Below are 14,397 nucleotides of genomic sequence, written 5' to 3'. Positions count from 1 at the left end.
CACGCAACGATTAGTCGCTGTCTTTCTTGCATGTCAGATTTTTTCGTCTTATAATATCTTTAGATTCAAAAAAGTTTTTCAAAGGAGACAAAAAACCTTATGCAGATCATAGATTCTACCCCCGCTGCTCTCTCTGCCAATCTTCAGATGTATCTGAGAAACGGCGATGTCTTTTTCGATATTGAGACGACCGGCCTTTCCTGGCGTACCTCGCATCTCTATCTGATTGGTGCGCTGTTCTTTGACCCGGCCGCGGATGCTTTCACACTGCGCCAGTGGTTTCTTGATCGACCGACCGAAGAAAAAGAGATGCTTGTCTCTTTTTTCACGTTTCTTTCCGACGTGAAGCGGCTGGTGCATTTTAATGGAACGACATTTGATCTTCCTTACCTCACACACAAAGCACTGTTTTATCAGATGGAAGATCCGCTTTCGTCAATCGCATCCCTGGATCTTTATCAGGCACTCCGCCCGTTTCAGTCAATCCTGGGACTTTCTTCAATGAAACAGAAAAATGTGGAACAGTATCTCTCATTCCCACGGAAGGATCAACTTAACGGAAAACAGTTGATTTCTGTTTACCACGACTATCTTCAGACACTGGATGAAAAGAAACTGGAACTGCTTTTCCTTCACAATTATGAGGATGTCCTCGGCATGGGTTCTGTTCTGGAACTGCTCGCGCTTCCTGCCCTGTTTCACGGCGATTTTTCTGTCCAGTCGTGTCGTTTTACCGGACAGACACTGGAAGTTTCACTGCAGCCCGAGCGGGAAGTTCCGGTTTTCCTCTCCCGTGTCTGCGCGGATGGTTCTCTTACAGCCTTTGGTTCACGGGTTTCTCTCTCCCTGCAGACGCATACGGCGGAGCTGAAATATTTCTTCCCGGACTATAAGAATTACTATTATCTTCCGCTGGAGGATCAGGCTGTTCACAAGAGCGTTGGCGCGTTTGTCGATCCGGAACACCGTCAGAAAGCAAAGGCTGCCAACTGCTATCAGCGGCGGACCGGTACATTTCTTCCGCAGCAGAAAGAGTTTTTCACCCCGGCCTTCCGCGAGGATTTCAAAAGCCGCCCTTACTATTTTGAGTGGTCCGATGCCTTTCTTTCGCAGGAAAATCTCCTGAAAGAGTATCTCTGTTCCGAGCTTCAGCTCTTTTTCAAAGACGATAGCAAAACCAGAAAATAAAACAGCCGTACACGTTTTTGCATGCACGGCCGTTTTTCCGGGACTGTCCTTTCCAAGCAGTCCTTTATTTTTTCTCTTCTTTCTCTTCTACCTTTTTTTCTTCCTTTTTCAGAGAAGCATGATGCGTTCCCTGCAGATGCGGATAGGCGCGCAGATAACGTTTCGTTGTCAGGCGCATCAACCAGTTGGTCGGAAGCTGCGGTTTTGTCATCTGGTCAAAGCGCTCCAGCAGCTCTTTAAGATCCGGCATCTTATCGCTGCGCACATCAAATCCAAGTGCCGCAAACCGTTCTTTCTGCTCTGCTCCGAACTCGGTCAGGCGTTCCTTCTGCTCTGCTCCGAACTCCATCAGGCGGTTCTTCGACTCGGAAAGCGGATTTCTTCTTCCCTCGGCTTCTTTCCGCTCCTTCTCCAGCTTCTGCATCTGCTCCATTGCCTCAGACAGTGTCTGGCGTTTCTCGGCCAGATATTCTTTCATCTTATCTCTGGAATACTCTGCACGATACTGCTGTACTTTCGCATTCATCTCCTCGGCAAGCTGGTTAAAGCGGGATTTCTGCAGATATTTCATAAATTCTCCCCACGTTTTCTCCAGACTGCGCATCTTCTGTCCCAGCTGGAATGCTGCGGCTGCGGAAAATCCAAAATCTACCAGATAGCAGACGGTAACAACGGAAACAATGATCTCTCCTGTAGTATCCGAAACAAGATTCACTACTTTCACGGCAATCGGCTGCAGAATATAGAACAGCCCCAGTGTAAAGAATCCCCAGGCAATCGAACTGCTGAGGCAGATCTTTCCCTGAAAATTAAACTTCTGATTGCTGTAGTCCCACCAGTGCGCATGAAAAATGGTCTCCATCAGCACGCCGGTTACATATTCCAGAACCGTCGCTACAATGACACCTCCGAAATACAGTGCCCAGACGTTCGCTTCAAACGGGCGCAGGATCAAGTATACCATAACAGCGCCGGTGCCGTACAGTGTCAGCAGCGGACCATTGACAAAACCGCGGTTGACCAGTTTTTTCTGCCGGATCGATACATAGGAACTCTCCCAGATCCATCCGCAGAAGCTGTACAGCCAGAACCATGCTAGAACGTGGTACAGATCCACACCCAGAATCTTCGTCTCCCACATAAACTTTCATCCCCTTTTTCTTTTCTGGTGCCAAAAACAGGATGATAAGAAAATACCGCAGGCAACAGGTTTCCTGTCTGTTCAGGAAACCCGGTTGTCTACGGCATTCTAATCATCCAACTGCAGCACCTGCAAGTTAAATTATTCTTACTCTTCTACTGGCTCTTCGTTTTCCAGAGCTTTCATGCTCAGAGAGATTTTTTTGTCTTCCTCGTTGAAATCAACTACTTTTGCAGTGATTTCCTGTCCGATTTTCAGTGCATCAGACGGTTTCTCAACGTGCTCTCTGGAGATCTGGGAAACATGAAGCAGAGCATCTACGCCCGGCTCAAGCTCAACGAATGCACCAAAGTCAGTCATACGGGCAACACAGCCTTCTACTACGTTGCCTACAGCGTATTTGTCAGCAGCGTTCAGCCACGGATTCTCTTCCGGGAATTTTAAGGAAAGAGCGATCTTGTCGCCGTTGATGTCTTTGATCAGAACTTTTACAGTCTCACCAACTTTGAATACTTTTTTCGGGTTCTCTACGCGGCCCCAGGACATCTCAGAGATGTGAAGCAGTCCGTCAGCTCCGCCCAGATCGATGAATGCGCCGAAATCGGTAACATTCTTAACAGTTCCCTCTACAACATCGCCAACTGCAATGCGTGCGAACAGTTCTTCCTGCAGTTTCTTCTTCTCAGCAACGATGAGCTGTTTGCGGTCACCGATGATGCGTCTTCTTCTCGGGTTGAACTCGGTAATAACGAATTCAATTTCCTGATCTGCATATTTAGACAGATCTTTTTCATATACATCAGATACAAGGCTGGCCGGAATGAATACTCTGGTCTCCTCAACAACTACGGATAATCCTCCGTTCAGTACCTGTGTTACTTTTGCTTTCAGAACTTCATGATTCTCGAATGCTTCCTCGAGTCTCTTGTTGCCTTTTTCAGCAGCAAGTCTCTTGTAAGTAAGAAGGACCTGTCCCTCTCCATCATTTACTTTCAGAACTTTGACTTCCATTTTGTCACCTGGCTGTGCAACGGTGTGAAGATCGATGGAAGAATCGTTGGAATATTCGTTTTTGGTAAGAATACCATCGGCTTTGTATCCGATATTCAGGATAATCTGATCGTCTTTGACATCGATTACAGTACCCTCAACGACTTCTCCGTTTCTGATTGTTTTAAATGATTCATCCAGCATTTGTTCAAAACTCATTTCTGACATTTTTTGAACCTCCTCAATTATTTTATTCGGGGTGGATGCCCCAGCTGTAATACCTACGCGACCAAATGATTGAAAAGGCTTAGATTCCAAATCAACGAGTGTCTCTATAAAGTAAGTATTTTTACATTCTTCTTTACATATCTCATACAGCTTTTGCGTGTTTGAACTATGTCTGCCTCCCACGACAAACATGGCATCAACCTTCCTGGCAATTGCTCTCGCTTCCGTCTGTCTTTCCTCGGTAGCGTTGCAGATAGTCTTTAAAACAGTACTATCATAACTCTTTTTCAAAAAAATTTCAACTAAATCTTTAAATTTGTTGTAATTAAATGTCGTCTGTGCCACAATAGATATTGGTTTTCCATTTTCGGGCACAAAACTTTCCGCTTCTTCGGCGGTATGCATCACGGTAACCGGGCCGCTCGCCCATCCCATGATGCCCTGTACCTCCGGATGATCCGCGCTTCCGATGATGACGACGTGGCGGCCTTTTCTGCCCTCCTCGTCCACAATCCGGTGGATCTTCTTGACAAACGGGCACGTCGCATCTACAATCTTCATGCCGCGCGCTTCGATCTTTTCACAGACATCCCGCGACACGCCATGCGACCTGATCACAACGGTTCCGCCGGAAAGCCCCTCTAGTTCATCTTCCGAATGGATCACCTGCACGCCGCGGTTTTCGAGATCCTCCACAACCTGTTCGTTGTGAATAATCGGCCCGAAGGTGTAGACCGGCTTTTCACCGCTCTCAATTTCACGGTATACCGTATCGACCGCCCGTTTGACGCCGAAGCAGAAGCCTGCACTTTTTGCAACAGTTACTTCCATCTGTTTTTCTTCTCCTCTTTTCTCTGCCGCGTTTACATGCGCTCGCGGGCAAGGCTTAAGATCTTTTCCACAACCTCATCGATCGTCATTTCAGAGCTGTCAACGAGTACGGCGTCTTCTGCCTGTACCAGCGGGGAATGCTCTCTGTGCATGTCCTGATAATCACGCTCATTGATATCTTCCTCGATTTTCGCAAGATCGGCTGTCTGTCCCTTTTCGGTCAGCTCTTTCCAGCGGCGCAGTGCGCGGACATGGGCACTTGCTGTCAGATAGACTTTCAACGGTGCGTTCGGCAGAACGGCAGTTCCGATATCGCGGCCGTCCATCACAAGATCCGTATTCTCCGCCATCTCCTGCTGCAGCTCCACGAGTTTTTTCCGTACTTCCAGATAGGCGCTTGTCGCGGATGCCATCTTTCCAGCCTCCTCGGTGCGCAGTCTTCCGGTGACATTGACGCCGTTTAAATAAACCTGCTGCTCTCCGTTTTCGTAGGAAATGGAAATTTTCACATCTTTGCAGGCTGCCTCAATTTTTTCCTGCTCTTCCGGTGCAATGCCAAGATCTGAAAAATAGATGCCCATGGCACGGTACATTGCTCCTGTATCAACGTAGACAAACGAAAGCTCCTTTGCCACACGTTTTGCGATTGTACTTTTGCCAGCGCCTGCCGGTCCGTCAATTGCAAGATTAAATCTCATCTTCTCTCTTCCTCCTGAAAATTCTAAAATCTGTGATCCATATTTTATTCCTGTTCTTCCTTTGCCCGGATCTCTTCGGCTGCAGCGTGGGCACTTGCCCAGGCAATCTGCAGATTGAAGCCGCCGGTCAGTGCATCGAGATCGAGCACTTCTCCTACGAAGTACAGACCTTCTTTTTTCTTTGCCTCCATCGTGCCCGGACGGATCTCTTTCACGGAAACACCACCCTGTGTGATAATTGCTTCACGGAAACCCCGTGTTCCGGTTACTGTAAACGGGAAATGCGTGATCAGCTCTTCAAAGTGCTGACGCTCCGCTTTCGATACGGCATTGACCTGTTTGTACGGGTCGATCCCGCCAAGAGAGAGCATCACCGGAAGCAGTTTCGCCGGGAACAGACTGTTGATCACGTTGCGGAACTGTTTGTTCCGGTTTTCCTCAAATTCACGCAGGATCCGCGCATCCAGCTGTTCTTCCGTGAGTGCCGGCTTCAGGTTCAGATATCCTTTCAGCGGCTGCTGTTCCAGTGCTTTTCCGATGTAGGAGCTCGCAGAAAGCCCCAGCGGGCCGGAAATTCCGAAATGTGTAAACAGCATCTCGCCGAATCCATCGAACAGCGTCTTTTTGCCGTTTTTAATCGTCATCGTCACATTTTTCAGGGAGAGTCCCTGCAGCTCACGGATGTACGCTTCCTCTGTTTCCAGCGGCACCAGCGCCGGGCGGAGCGGAGTGACGGCAAGTCCTGCCTCTTCTGCGAAACGGTAGCCGTCTCCATCCGACCCCGTCGTCTGGTACGACATACCGCCGGTTGCGACAACGACATCATTGTAAAAAAGCTCTTTCCCGTTTTCCAGGCGGATTCCTTTCACGCGGTCTCCTTCGAAAAGAAGCTCTTTTACTTTTGTATTCTTATGCACCTGAACATTTTTCCGTTTCAGTTCCGTCTCCAGCGCGCGGATAATATCCGAGGAGTGATCTGACTCCGGGAAGACACGGTTTCCGCGCTCCACTTTTAAGCGGACACCTGCCGCTTCGAAAAACTCCTGCACCTGGGCGCTGTCAAAGCTGTAGGCGGAGCTGTACAGAAATTTCGGGTTTGTCACCACATTCGTGAAGAACTCTTCTGTCGGGCAGTCGTTTGTCACATTGCAGCGGCCCTTTCCTGTGATAAACAGCTTCTTTCCCAGCTTTTCATTTTTTTCATAGAGATGAATCTCTGTCTTTTCGCCGGCGGCAAGCACGGCGGTCATCATTCCGGCGGCGCCTCCGCCGATTACTGCTGCTTTTCTCATGCTTTCTCCTTTACCGGCAGAGCTGCCTTTTTTCCGCCCATGGGACGTGCATCGTCCAGCCCGTTGATTTCATCGTTGCTGTAAACCTGGTACTCATCCCACAGTTTTTCCATGCTCTCAAGTGTCTTTTTCACATCCGCCTGGCGTTTCATGCAGAGCGCCACGACAAGCGCATTGATTACACTCAAAGGGGCCACCAGAGAATCAACGATCGATGCCATATCGCTCTTGGCAATCAGCGTACAGGCTGCATAAACATTCATCGGTGAATGCACACTGTCTGTGATCGTAATCACCTTCGCTTTGCGGCTGTTCGCAAATTCCAGTGCCTTCATCGTACGCATCGAATACCGCGGGAAGCTGATGCCGATCACCACATCATCCTCCGTGATGCGGATCATCTGCTCGAAAATCTCGCTGGAACTGTTTGTCTGTACCTGGCGCACATCCGGGAAAATCATATGGAAATAGAACGCCAGAAAGCTCGCAAGCGGCGCGCAGCTCCGAATGCCGACAATGTAAATTGTCCGCGCAGAAAGAATCGTATCCGCAGCGCGCTCAAAGGCGCTCCGGTCCACTTCTTCCAGCGTCATCTTGATTTTTTCAATATCCGACTGCAGGACGGTCTCCAGAATTTCTCCCTGCGGCACGCGGCCATACGTAAACTGCATCCGCTGCACTGAATTCAGACGATTCATCACCATCTCCTCCAGTGCGCGCTGGAACTCCGGATATCCCGCGTAGCCAAGCTGCATCGCAAAGCGAACCGTTGTCGATTCGCTGACGCCGACCTGCTGTCCCAGGCGCGCTGCCGTCATCGATACGGCCTGGTCATAATGTGCCGTAATAAAATCTGCCAGCCTCTTCTGTCCTTTGCTCAACTTTCCGTAATTTTGATTCAGACGAATGAGGAGATTCTCGTTCGCTGCCTTCTGCTCTTCTGAAGAAGACTGTTCTTTTTCTTTTTTCATGTTATTTTCTTCCTGATTTGTTTTTCCGATCTGCAAATGCCGTTCGGCATCCACATTTTTTCTTTTGGGGGCATCCTGATTCTTTTTCGGACACACCTCGATCTTTTGAATTATAACACGAATAAATTACTGACGCAATGGCTGAAAAGCTGAAAAGGAAAGCCGGTGTTCTGCATTCCCTTTTTACGGGGAACACAGAACACCGGCTGATTTTTTTACTCAGATTTTATTTAGACCGGATATGCGCCGTCTTTTTTGTCAGCGGCTGCCGGATCTACTTTTGTCTGCTGCGCTTCACGATATTTGAAGAAGTCTACAGCTACCTGCGGGAACAGAGCGTAGGTTAATACATCCTCATCCTGCTGTTTCCACTGCTCGATCTCTTTCTCCAGTTTCGGAAGCTCCGGCTCAAGCAGGTCTGCGTAGCGGCAGGTGATCGGCTCGGTATCGCCGATGCATTTCTTCTGTACTTCCGGATTGAACGGTTTTACAGTTGCACCGTATTTTCCGGCAAGAACGTCTTTTGTCTCTTTCGTTACCATCTTGTAACGCTCGCCCATCAGGACATTGAATACAGCCTGGGTACCAACGATCTGGGAAGACGGAGTAACCAGCGGGCACTCGCCGAGGTCTTTTCTTACGCGCGGTACTTCTTCGAGTACATCGTAGTATTTGTCCTCTGCGTGCTGCTCTTTTAACTGGCTTGTCAGGTTGGAGAGCATACCGCCCGGTACCTGATACAGAAGAGTCTTGATATTTACGCCAAGGTTCTTCGGATTTAAGAGGCCTGTATCGAGCGCTTCGTCTCTCATCGGACGGAAGTAATCTGCGATCTCAGCCAGTTTGTTCTGATCCAGACCAGTATCGTATGGAGTGCCTTTGAAGGTTTCAACCATAACCTCAGTTGCCGGCTGTGAAGTACCCATAGCGAATGGAGACATTGCGGTATCGATGATATCAACACCAGCCTCTACTGCTTTCAGGTACGTCATGGATGCAACACCGGAAGTATAGTGGGTGTGCAGCTGAATCGGAAGATCGGTTGCTTCTTTCAGCGCGGTTACCAGCTCAGTTGCCTTGTACGGAACGAGCAGGCCTGCCATATCTTTAATACAGATGGAATCTGCACCCATCTCTTCGATTCTCTTTGCCATGGTGGTCCAGTAATCCAGGGTGTAAGCATCTCCTAAAGTATAGGAAAGTGCTACCTGTGCGTGGCCTTTTTCTTTGTTTGCTGCGCTGACAGCGGTCTGCAGGTTGCGCAGATCGTTCATACAGTCAAAAATACGGATGATGTCGATTCCGTTTGCGATGGATTTCTGTACGAAATACTCTACTACGTCGTCTGCGTACGGACGATATCCCAGGATATTCTGTCCGCGGAACAGCATCTGCAGTTTCGTGTTTTTAAATCCGTCACGAAGTTTTCTCAGTCTCATCCATGGATCTTCATGCAGGAAACGTAAGGAAGCATCAAAGGTTGCGCCACCCCAGCACTCTACTGCGTGATATCCGATTTTATCCATTTTATCAATGATCGGAAGCATCTGTTCTGTTGTCATTCTTGTCGCGATCAGGGACTGATGTGCATCACGCAGAACAGTTTCCATAATCTTGACAGGTTTCTTTTCTACTGCCATTTCTATCCTCCTAAATGAAGTGTTTTTCACTTTTGTTTGTCTTAAGAAGTTATACACCAAAGATCGCCATGAAGGTACCGGCCGCTACTGCTGTACCGATAACACCGGCTACGTTCGGTCCCATCGCATGCATCAGCAGGAAGTTCGTCGGATCTGCCTCAGCGCCAACCTTCTGGGATACACGGGCTGCCATCGGAACCGCAGATACACCTGCAGAACCAATCAACGGGTTGATTCTTCCATGTGTTGCCTTGCACAGTATTTTTCCTAACAGGACACCGCCTGCAGTACCAAATACGAATGCGATCAGACCCAGTGCAACGATCTTTAAAGTGCTGACATTTAAGAATGCCTCCGCACTTGTGGATGCACCAACGGAAGTACCAAGAAGGATAACAACGATGTACATCATGGCGTTGGAAGCTGTCTCCTGAAGCTGTTTTACAACGCCGCACTCGCGGAACAGGTTACCAAGCATCAGCATACCTACCAGCGGAGCGGTAGACGGAAGAATCATGCAGACAACGATTGTAATGACAATCGGGAACAGAATCTTCTCAAGTTTGGATACGGAGCGAAGCTGCTCCATTTTGATTTTACGCTCTTTTTCTGTAGTCAGAAGCTTCATGACCGGCGGCTGGATGATCGGCACAAGTGACATATAGGAATATGCTGCTACTGCGATCGGTCCCATCAGGTGCTGCTGTCCGAGCTTGTTCAGAAGGAAGATAGAAGTCGGGCCGTCGGCACCGCCGATGATGGAGATAGCTGCTGCCTCTCTTCCATTGAATCCCATGAAAATAGCGAAAAAGTACGCCAGATAGATACCAAGCTGTGCTGCAGCTCCCATGATGAAGCTGATCGGGTTTGCAATCAGCGGACCGAAGTCTGTCATCGCACCTACACCCATGAAGATCAGGGATGGAAGGATACTCCACTCGTCCAGAGTAAAGAAATAGTAGAACAGACCGCCCGCATGCTCAAGACCCTGTACGTCGGTATAAGGCTCAGCCATGATGTCCGGGTAAATGTTTACAAGCAGCATACCGAATGCGATCGGTACAAGAAGCAGCGGCTCAAATTCATGCTTAATCGCAAGATACAGGAAGAAGCAAGCCACTGCGATCATAACGTAATTGCCCCAGTCCAGATTAAAAAACGCCGTCTGGTGAAGCAGGTTGTTTAAAGTTTCAGTAATCATTTTTTCACCTCCGGTTTTTTCTTACAACGGGCATTAGTTCATGGTTGCAAGAACGTCACCGGATTCTACTGCATCGCCTACTGCTACATTGATGGTTGCTACTGTGCCATCCTGCGGTGCTACAACCGGGATTTCCATCTTCATGGCTTCCAGTACAAGAACAGCATCTCCTGCTTTTACAGCGGTGCCTGCTGCTGCTTCGATTTTGCAGATTTTACCAGGTACAGAAGCAGTAACCTCTACGCTGCCTGCTGCGCCTGCCGGAGCTGCTGCTTTCGGTGCTGCCGGTGCTGCTTTTGGTGCCGGAGCTGCTTTTGCTGCGCTGACAACTGGAGCTGCGCCTGCTGTGGTTCCTTCTTCTACAGTTACGTTATATACATTTCCGTTTACGGTAATGGTGTAGTTTTTCATTGAAAATTTCCTCCTTAAGCTCTTTTGCCTTTTCTGCGGATCGGACGTGCAACATAAGCATCTCCGGATGCAGAAGCCATATCTTCTTCATACATGGCGATTGCAGCTGTAATAACAGCCTGCAGCTCCATATCGTCTGCTTCCGGTGCTGTCTCTTCAACAACCGGTGCTGCGACAGCCTTCGGTGCTTCCTGTACAGGTGCTGCCGGTGCTTTTTTCTTCTTCTTGTCTCCCAAAATGTAATCAAACGAAGAAATAACGAAAATCAGGAAAATCAGCATAACAAATACGGTACCGATTCCGATGATGGTGTTCATGCCGGCCTGGCCGATCAGAACGCCCTTTGACTCCTCAACGGTGATGGTGAGGTCGGTCGGAACTGGTGTTCCGGTGCTGATGTTCCAGAATACGCGGACAATACCAGGATTTTTTTCAAATTCACCCGGAATTGTGCAGGTTACAAAATCTCCGTCTACTTCGAGAGTACCGTCTTCCAGGCTTTTTACCTCTCCGAGGTCAGCCTTTGCCTCTTCCCATGCCTCAGCTGCTCTTGCATAGAACTGCTGGTCGGAAGCTTCCATATTGACAAGATCGTCATCGCTGTAGGTCATCAGGCTCTGTCCTACCCACTGAACACTGGAGGAGAGCAGAGAATCTACCGTAGATGCCTCAACCGGTGAATAAGCCGGTGTAGATGCCGCATCCGCAAAAACAGGAGCTACGGTCACAACCATGGTGCAGGCTGCGGTAAGGACGAGACTTACTAATTTTTTCCAGTTCTTTCTCATCGTATGCCACCTTCCTTAGACTGTTCCGTGTTTTCTGTCCGGTCTGTCTTCTCTCTTGGTATACAGCATCTCGAATGCGCCGATAACATATTTTCTGGTGTCTTCCGGCTCGATGATGGTGTCCACATAGCCTCTTCTGGCTGCGGAAGTTACATTGTTCTGAAGGGTTGCATATTCAGCTGCTTTCTCGTTGATGGTAGCAGCGTCAGATCCTTCGTACATGATCTTTGCTGCAGATTTTGCATCCATCATTCCGATTTCTGCGTTCGGCCATGCAAATACCATGTCTGCTCCGATGGATTTGCTGTTCATGACAACGTATGCGCTTCCGTATGCTTTGCCGACAACAACGTTTACTTTCGGAACGGTTGCGTTTGCGAAAGCTGCGGTCAGGGCTGCTGCGTTCTTAGCCATGGTTCTCTCAGAGCATTTGGTTGCCTTGAATCCGGTTACGTTTGTGATGGTAAGTACCGGGATGCAGAAAGCATCGCAGAAGTTTACGAAATCTGCTGCTTTTTTGGCTCCTCTTGCGCTTAAGGTTCCATCCATTTTCTCTTTTACAGTTCCGTCCTCGCCGTAGATTTCAGAGCGGTTTGCAACTGCTCCTACGGTTGCTCCGTTTAACTGGATGAATGCGGTTACAACATCTTTTCCGTAAGCGGCTTTGGTCTCAAAATAGATGCCGTTGTCGCTGAGCTGGGAAAGAAGGATTCCGGTATCGCCTGCGCAGTTTGCAAGGTCTGCACATGCACGGTTCAGATCATCCTCGCACTCGGTGTATGCTTCGTCCTCGTTGTTTGCCGGAAGCATAGATACCAGGTTTCTGATCTGTCCGAGGATTTCTTCCTCGGTTCCAGCAAAGTCAACAAGACCTGCTTCTTCGCCCTGGAAATCTGCGGATGCGGTATCACATTTGGATACGTGGTTTCCGTCCAGTGCGTTCGGGGAGTTTACGAAAAGTTTTCCGTTTTTAGACTCCATGAACGTGAAGTCTGTCATAGCCGGGATGAGTGCCATACCGCCGCCGCAGGTACCAAATACTGCTGTGATCTGTGGAATCACGCCGGATGCCATTGCCTGCGCCATATAGATTTCGCCGAAACCGTTCAGAGCATCAGTTGCCTCCTGCAGACGCATACCGGCACAGTCTACCAGTCCGATGACCGGAGCACCTGTTTTCTGTGCAAACTCATACAGTCTCGCGATTTTTTTTGCATGCATTTCGCCGATGGTACCGCCCATCACAGACGCATCCTGGCTGTATACGTATACCAGGCTGCCGTTGATCACACCGTAACCAGTAATTACACCATCGGATGGTGTCTCCATGCCGGCCATGTTGAAATCTGTGCTTCTGGCAGTAACCTGTCCGCCGATTTCCACAAAGCTGTTTTCATCCAGCAAAGAGGCGATTCTTGTGCTCGCTAAACTTTGTGCTGTGTTACTCATTCTTCAAACCTCCATCTTTCTATTTTCATTATAAAATTTTAAACAAATTTTATACAAGTCTATCATATCTGTTTTTTCGTTTTTTTTCAATACTTTTTCTCACCTTTTTGACAGAAAATAGACAGAAAAATTTCAGATTTTTCCTATTATAAATGGAAGGTCAAACTTGATTTTTCCCAGCCTTTCCTTTTTCAAAAAGTCCTGTTTTCTTTCCGCATCGTACAAAAAAGCCGCCCGGCGGCGGCTTTTCTTACACGTTTTTCCTTCGGTTTAATATAGTTCAATGTGAACCGGAATTCCATTCTCATACTGCATCGCCGGTTCGCCAAGAATCAGCGGACGAAGATACGCCATCATCTCCTCGGTCACATCATGACCATCTTCTGTAATCCAGGAAAGCGGCACTTTCTTTTCTTTATTTGCCACTTCCGATACCGGAACGGAGGTATACTCCACGCGGTAAGGATCCGCGGAGATTCTTCGGATCGATGCCATCTGTCCTCCCTGTTTTTCCAGTGCACACTGGCAGGCTTTCATGCCGAGCATACGAGACTCCTCAAGATCGGTCGCACTCGCAAGATGAGCCGCGCACCGCTGCATCAGGTTCAGTTCAATCGATCTTACCTTACAGCCGATACGGTCACGCACCAGCTCTTCGAGTACTTTTGCAGAACCTGCAATGTAGCTGTGCCCAAACTGATCCTGTGCATCGCTCTGCACCTGCTCAGAAACATAGCGGCCCTCGCTGTCATGGATGCCCTCGCTGATTGCAACCAGAACACTGTCCTTCTGTTCCAGTTTTTCCTGCACATCCTTTAAAAACTGTTCGGTGTCAAAGACCGGCTCGCAAAGATAGATCAGGCTCGGCCCTTCTCCGCCGTTGACACGGGACAGTGCAGACGCTGCCGTCAGCCATCCTGCGTTTCTTCCCATGACCTCCACGATGGTCACAGCCTTCTTTTCATATACATGGCAGTCTCTCTCCAGCTCTGCAAAGGTTGCTGCCAGATATTTTGCCGCAGATCCAAAGCCCGGGCAGTGATCCGTTTCGACAAGATCATTGTCAATCGTCTTTGGCGCCCCGACAACAAACACATCGTCCACACCGTTTTCTTTGCAGTACTTTGACATCTTGTCTACGGTATCCATCGAATCATTTCCGCCGATATAAATAAAATAACGGATCTCATGTCTGCGAAAAATTTGAAGTATTTCTTCAAAATCCTCCTTGTTTTCTTCCGGATCGCCCAGTTTATAACGACAGGAGCCAAGCGCTGCTGCCGGGGTCTGCATCAGAAGAGAGATTTTTTCTGCTGAATCCAGTTTTTGTCCAAGATCAAGAAATTTTTCTGCAAGCACGCCTTCAATTCCATTTACCGCACCATAAATATGATCTACTTTTCCGGACAGTACAGCACAGGAAACAACTCCTGCCACCGTTGCATTGATCGCCGCGGTCGGTCCGCCAGACTGCGCTACTAACAGATTTCGCATATGATTTTCCTCCATCTATTCCCACTACTTTCTAAAAGTTTTTCACGAAATCACTTTCGCTTCGTCCTATAGCGT

At 48.6% G+C, this 14,397-nt stretch carries 12 protein-coding genes; 1 reads left to right on the top strand and 11 read right to left on the bottom strand.

All coding sequences use genetic code 11. The features are described from left to right. Positions 1 to 99: 99 nt before the first annotated feature. Positions 100 to 1,188: a ribonuclease H-like domain-containing protein gene (locus DWX26_RS01945; protein WP_118600634.1), complete on the top strand. Its 1,089-nt coding sequence runs from the start codon at positions 100 to 102 to the stop codon at positions 1,186 to 1,188. 64 nt (positions 1,189 to 1,252) lie between these two features. Here the strand turns inward: DWX26_RS01945 and DWX26_RS01940 are convergent, their stop codons facing one another. The 11 genes from DWX26_RS01940 to DWX26_RS01890 all read right to left on the bottom strand — a co-directional run bounded on the left by DWX26_RS01940 (position 1,253) and on the right by DWX26_RS01890 (position 14,322). Beyond that, entirely contained in the window at positions 1,253 to 2,329 is a 1,077-nt protein-coding gene (locus DWX26_RS01940) for a putative ABC transporter permease (RefSeq protein WP_117801018.1), read from the bottom strand. Between the two features lie 147 nt (positions 2,330 to 2,476). Continuing rightward, positions 2,477 to 4,378, bottom strand: coding sequence for a bifunctional 4-hydroxy-3-methylbut-2-enyl diphosphate reductase/30S ribosomal protein S1 (locus DWX26_RS01935; protein ID WP_117509002.1), 1,902 nt, complete (start codon positions 4,376 to 4,378; stop codon positions 2,477 to 2,479). 32 nt (positions 4,379 to 4,410) lie between these two features. Further along, entirely contained in the window at positions 4,411 to 5,076 is a 666-nt protein-coding gene (cmk, locus tag DWX26_RS01930; protein ID WP_022462337.1) for a (d)CMP kinase, read from the bottom strand. A gap of 44 nt (positions 5,077 to 5,120) precedes the next feature. Beyond that, entirely contained in the window at positions 5,121 to 6,368 is a 1,248-nt protein-coding gene (locus DWX26_RS01925; RefSeq protein ID WP_118594753.1) for an NAD(P)/FAD-dependent oxidoreductase, read from the bottom strand. Further along, entirely contained in the window at positions 6,365 to 7,339 is a 975-nt protein-coding gene (locus DWX26_RS01920; RefSeq protein WP_117509159.1) for a MurR/RpiR family transcriptional regulator, read from the bottom strand. The genes DWX26_RS01925 and DWX26_RS01920 overlap by 4 nt, the downstream gene beginning before the upstream one ends. A 230-nt stretch (positions 7,340 to 7,569) precedes the next feature. Beyond that, positions 7,570 to 8,979: an oxaloacetate decarboxylase subunit alpha gene (locus DWX26_RS01915; protein ID WP_117804070.1), complete on the bottom strand. Its 1,410-nt coding sequence runs from the start codon at positions 8,977 to 8,979 to the stop codon at positions 7,570 to 7,572. 49 nt (positions 8,980 to 9,028) lie between these two features. Further along, positions 9,029 to 10,180 (bottom strand): sodium ion-translocating decarboxylase subunit beta, encoded by a 1,152-nt coding sequence (locus DWX26_RS01910; RefSeq protein WP_055226382.1) that lies wholly within the window; start codon positions 10,178 to 10,180, stop codon positions 9,029 to 9,031. 33 nt (positions 10,181 to 10,213) lie between these two features. Beyond that, positions 10,214 to 10,591 carry a biotin/lipoyl-containing protein gene (locus DWX26_RS01905; RefSeq protein WP_117509004.1) on the bottom strand — a complete coding sequence of 126 codons (378 nt, stop codon included), beginning with the start codon at positions 10,589 to 10,591 and terminating at the stop codon, positions 10,214 to 10,216. Between the two features lie 14 nt (positions 10,592 to 10,605). Next, positions 10,606 to 11,379: an OadG family protein gene (locus DWX26_RS01900; RefSeq protein ID WP_118600632.1), complete on the bottom strand. Its 774-nt coding sequence runs from the start codon at positions 11,377 to 11,379 to the stop codon at positions 10,606 to 10,608. Between the two features lie 15 nt (positions 11,380 to 11,394). Further along, the gene (locus DWX26_RS01895) at positions 11,395 to 12,828 is read right to left on the bottom strand and encodes an acyl-CoA carboxylase subunit beta (RefSeq protein ID WP_022462330.1); all 1,434 of its coding nucleotides are present in this window, start codon (positions 12,826 to 12,828) and stop codon (positions 11,395 to 11,397) included. A 270-nt stretch (positions 12,829 to 13,098) separates the two neighbouring features. Then, complete coding sequence (locus DWX26_RS01890; protein WP_118594752.1) at positions 13,099 to 14,322, bottom strand: 6-phosphofructokinase; 1,224 nt, start codon at positions 14,320 to 14,322, stop codon at positions 13,099 to 13,101. Positions 14,323 to 14,397: the final 75 nt, after the last annotated feature.

The sequence above is a fragment of the Blautia sp. AF19-1 genome (genome assembly GCF_003479155.1).
GTDB lineage: Bacteria > Bacillota > Clostridia > Lachnospirales > Lachnospiraceae > Fusicatenibacter > Fusicatenibacter saccharivorans.
The sequence above is the reverse complement of the archived record's forward strand: the minus strand, read 5'-3'. Positions and strand labels throughout refer to the sequence as shown.

Coding starts and splice junctions, on each gene's coding strand:
- cmk (WP_022462337.1), bottom strand. CDS start 5,076: ATGAGATTTAATCTTGCAATTGACGGACCGGCAGGCGCTGGCAAAAGT.
- DWX26_RS01935 (WP_117509002.1), bottom strand. CDS start 4,378: ATGGAAGTAACTGTTGCAAAAAGTGCAGGCTTCTGCTTCGGCGTCAAA.
- DWX26_RS01910 (WP_055226382.1), bottom strand. CDS start 10,180: ATGATTACTGAAACTTTAAACAACCTGCTTCACCAGACGGCGTTTTTT.
- DWX26_RS01920 (WP_117509159.1), bottom strand. CDS start 7,339: ATGAAAAAAGAAAAAGAACAGTCTTCTTCAGAAGAGCAGAAGGCAGCG.
- DWX26_RS01895 (WP_022462330.1), bottom strand. CDS start 12,828: ATGAGTAACACAGCACAAAGTTTAGCGAGCACAAGAATCGCCTCTTTG.
- DWX26_RS01945 (WP_118600634.1), top strand. CDS start 100: ATGCAGATCATAGATTCTACCCCCGCTGCTCTCTCTGCCAATCTTCAG.
- DWX26_RS01905 (WP_117509004.1), bottom strand. CDS start 10,591: ATGAAAAACTACACCATTACCGTAAACGGAAATGTATATAACGTAACT.
- DWX26_RS01900 (WP_118600632.1), bottom strand. CDS start 11,379: ATGAGAAAGAACTGGAAAAAATTAGTAAGTCTCGTCCTTACCGCAGCC.
- DWX26_RS01890 (WP_118594752.1), bottom strand. CDS start 14,322: ATGCGAAATCTGTTAGTAGCGCAGTCTGGCGGACCGACCGCGGCGATC.
- DWX26_RS01925 (WP_118594753.1), bottom strand. CDS start 6,368: ATGAGAAAAGCAGCAGTAATCGGCGGAGGCGCCGCCGGAATGATGACC.
- DWX26_RS01915 (WP_117804070.1), bottom strand. CDS start 8,979: ATGGCAGTAGAAAAGAAACCTGTCAAGATTATGGAAACTGTTCTGCGT.
- DWX26_RS01940 (WP_117801018.1), bottom strand. CDS start 2,329: ATGTGGGAGACGAAGATTCTGGGTGTGGATCTGTACCACGTTCTAGCA.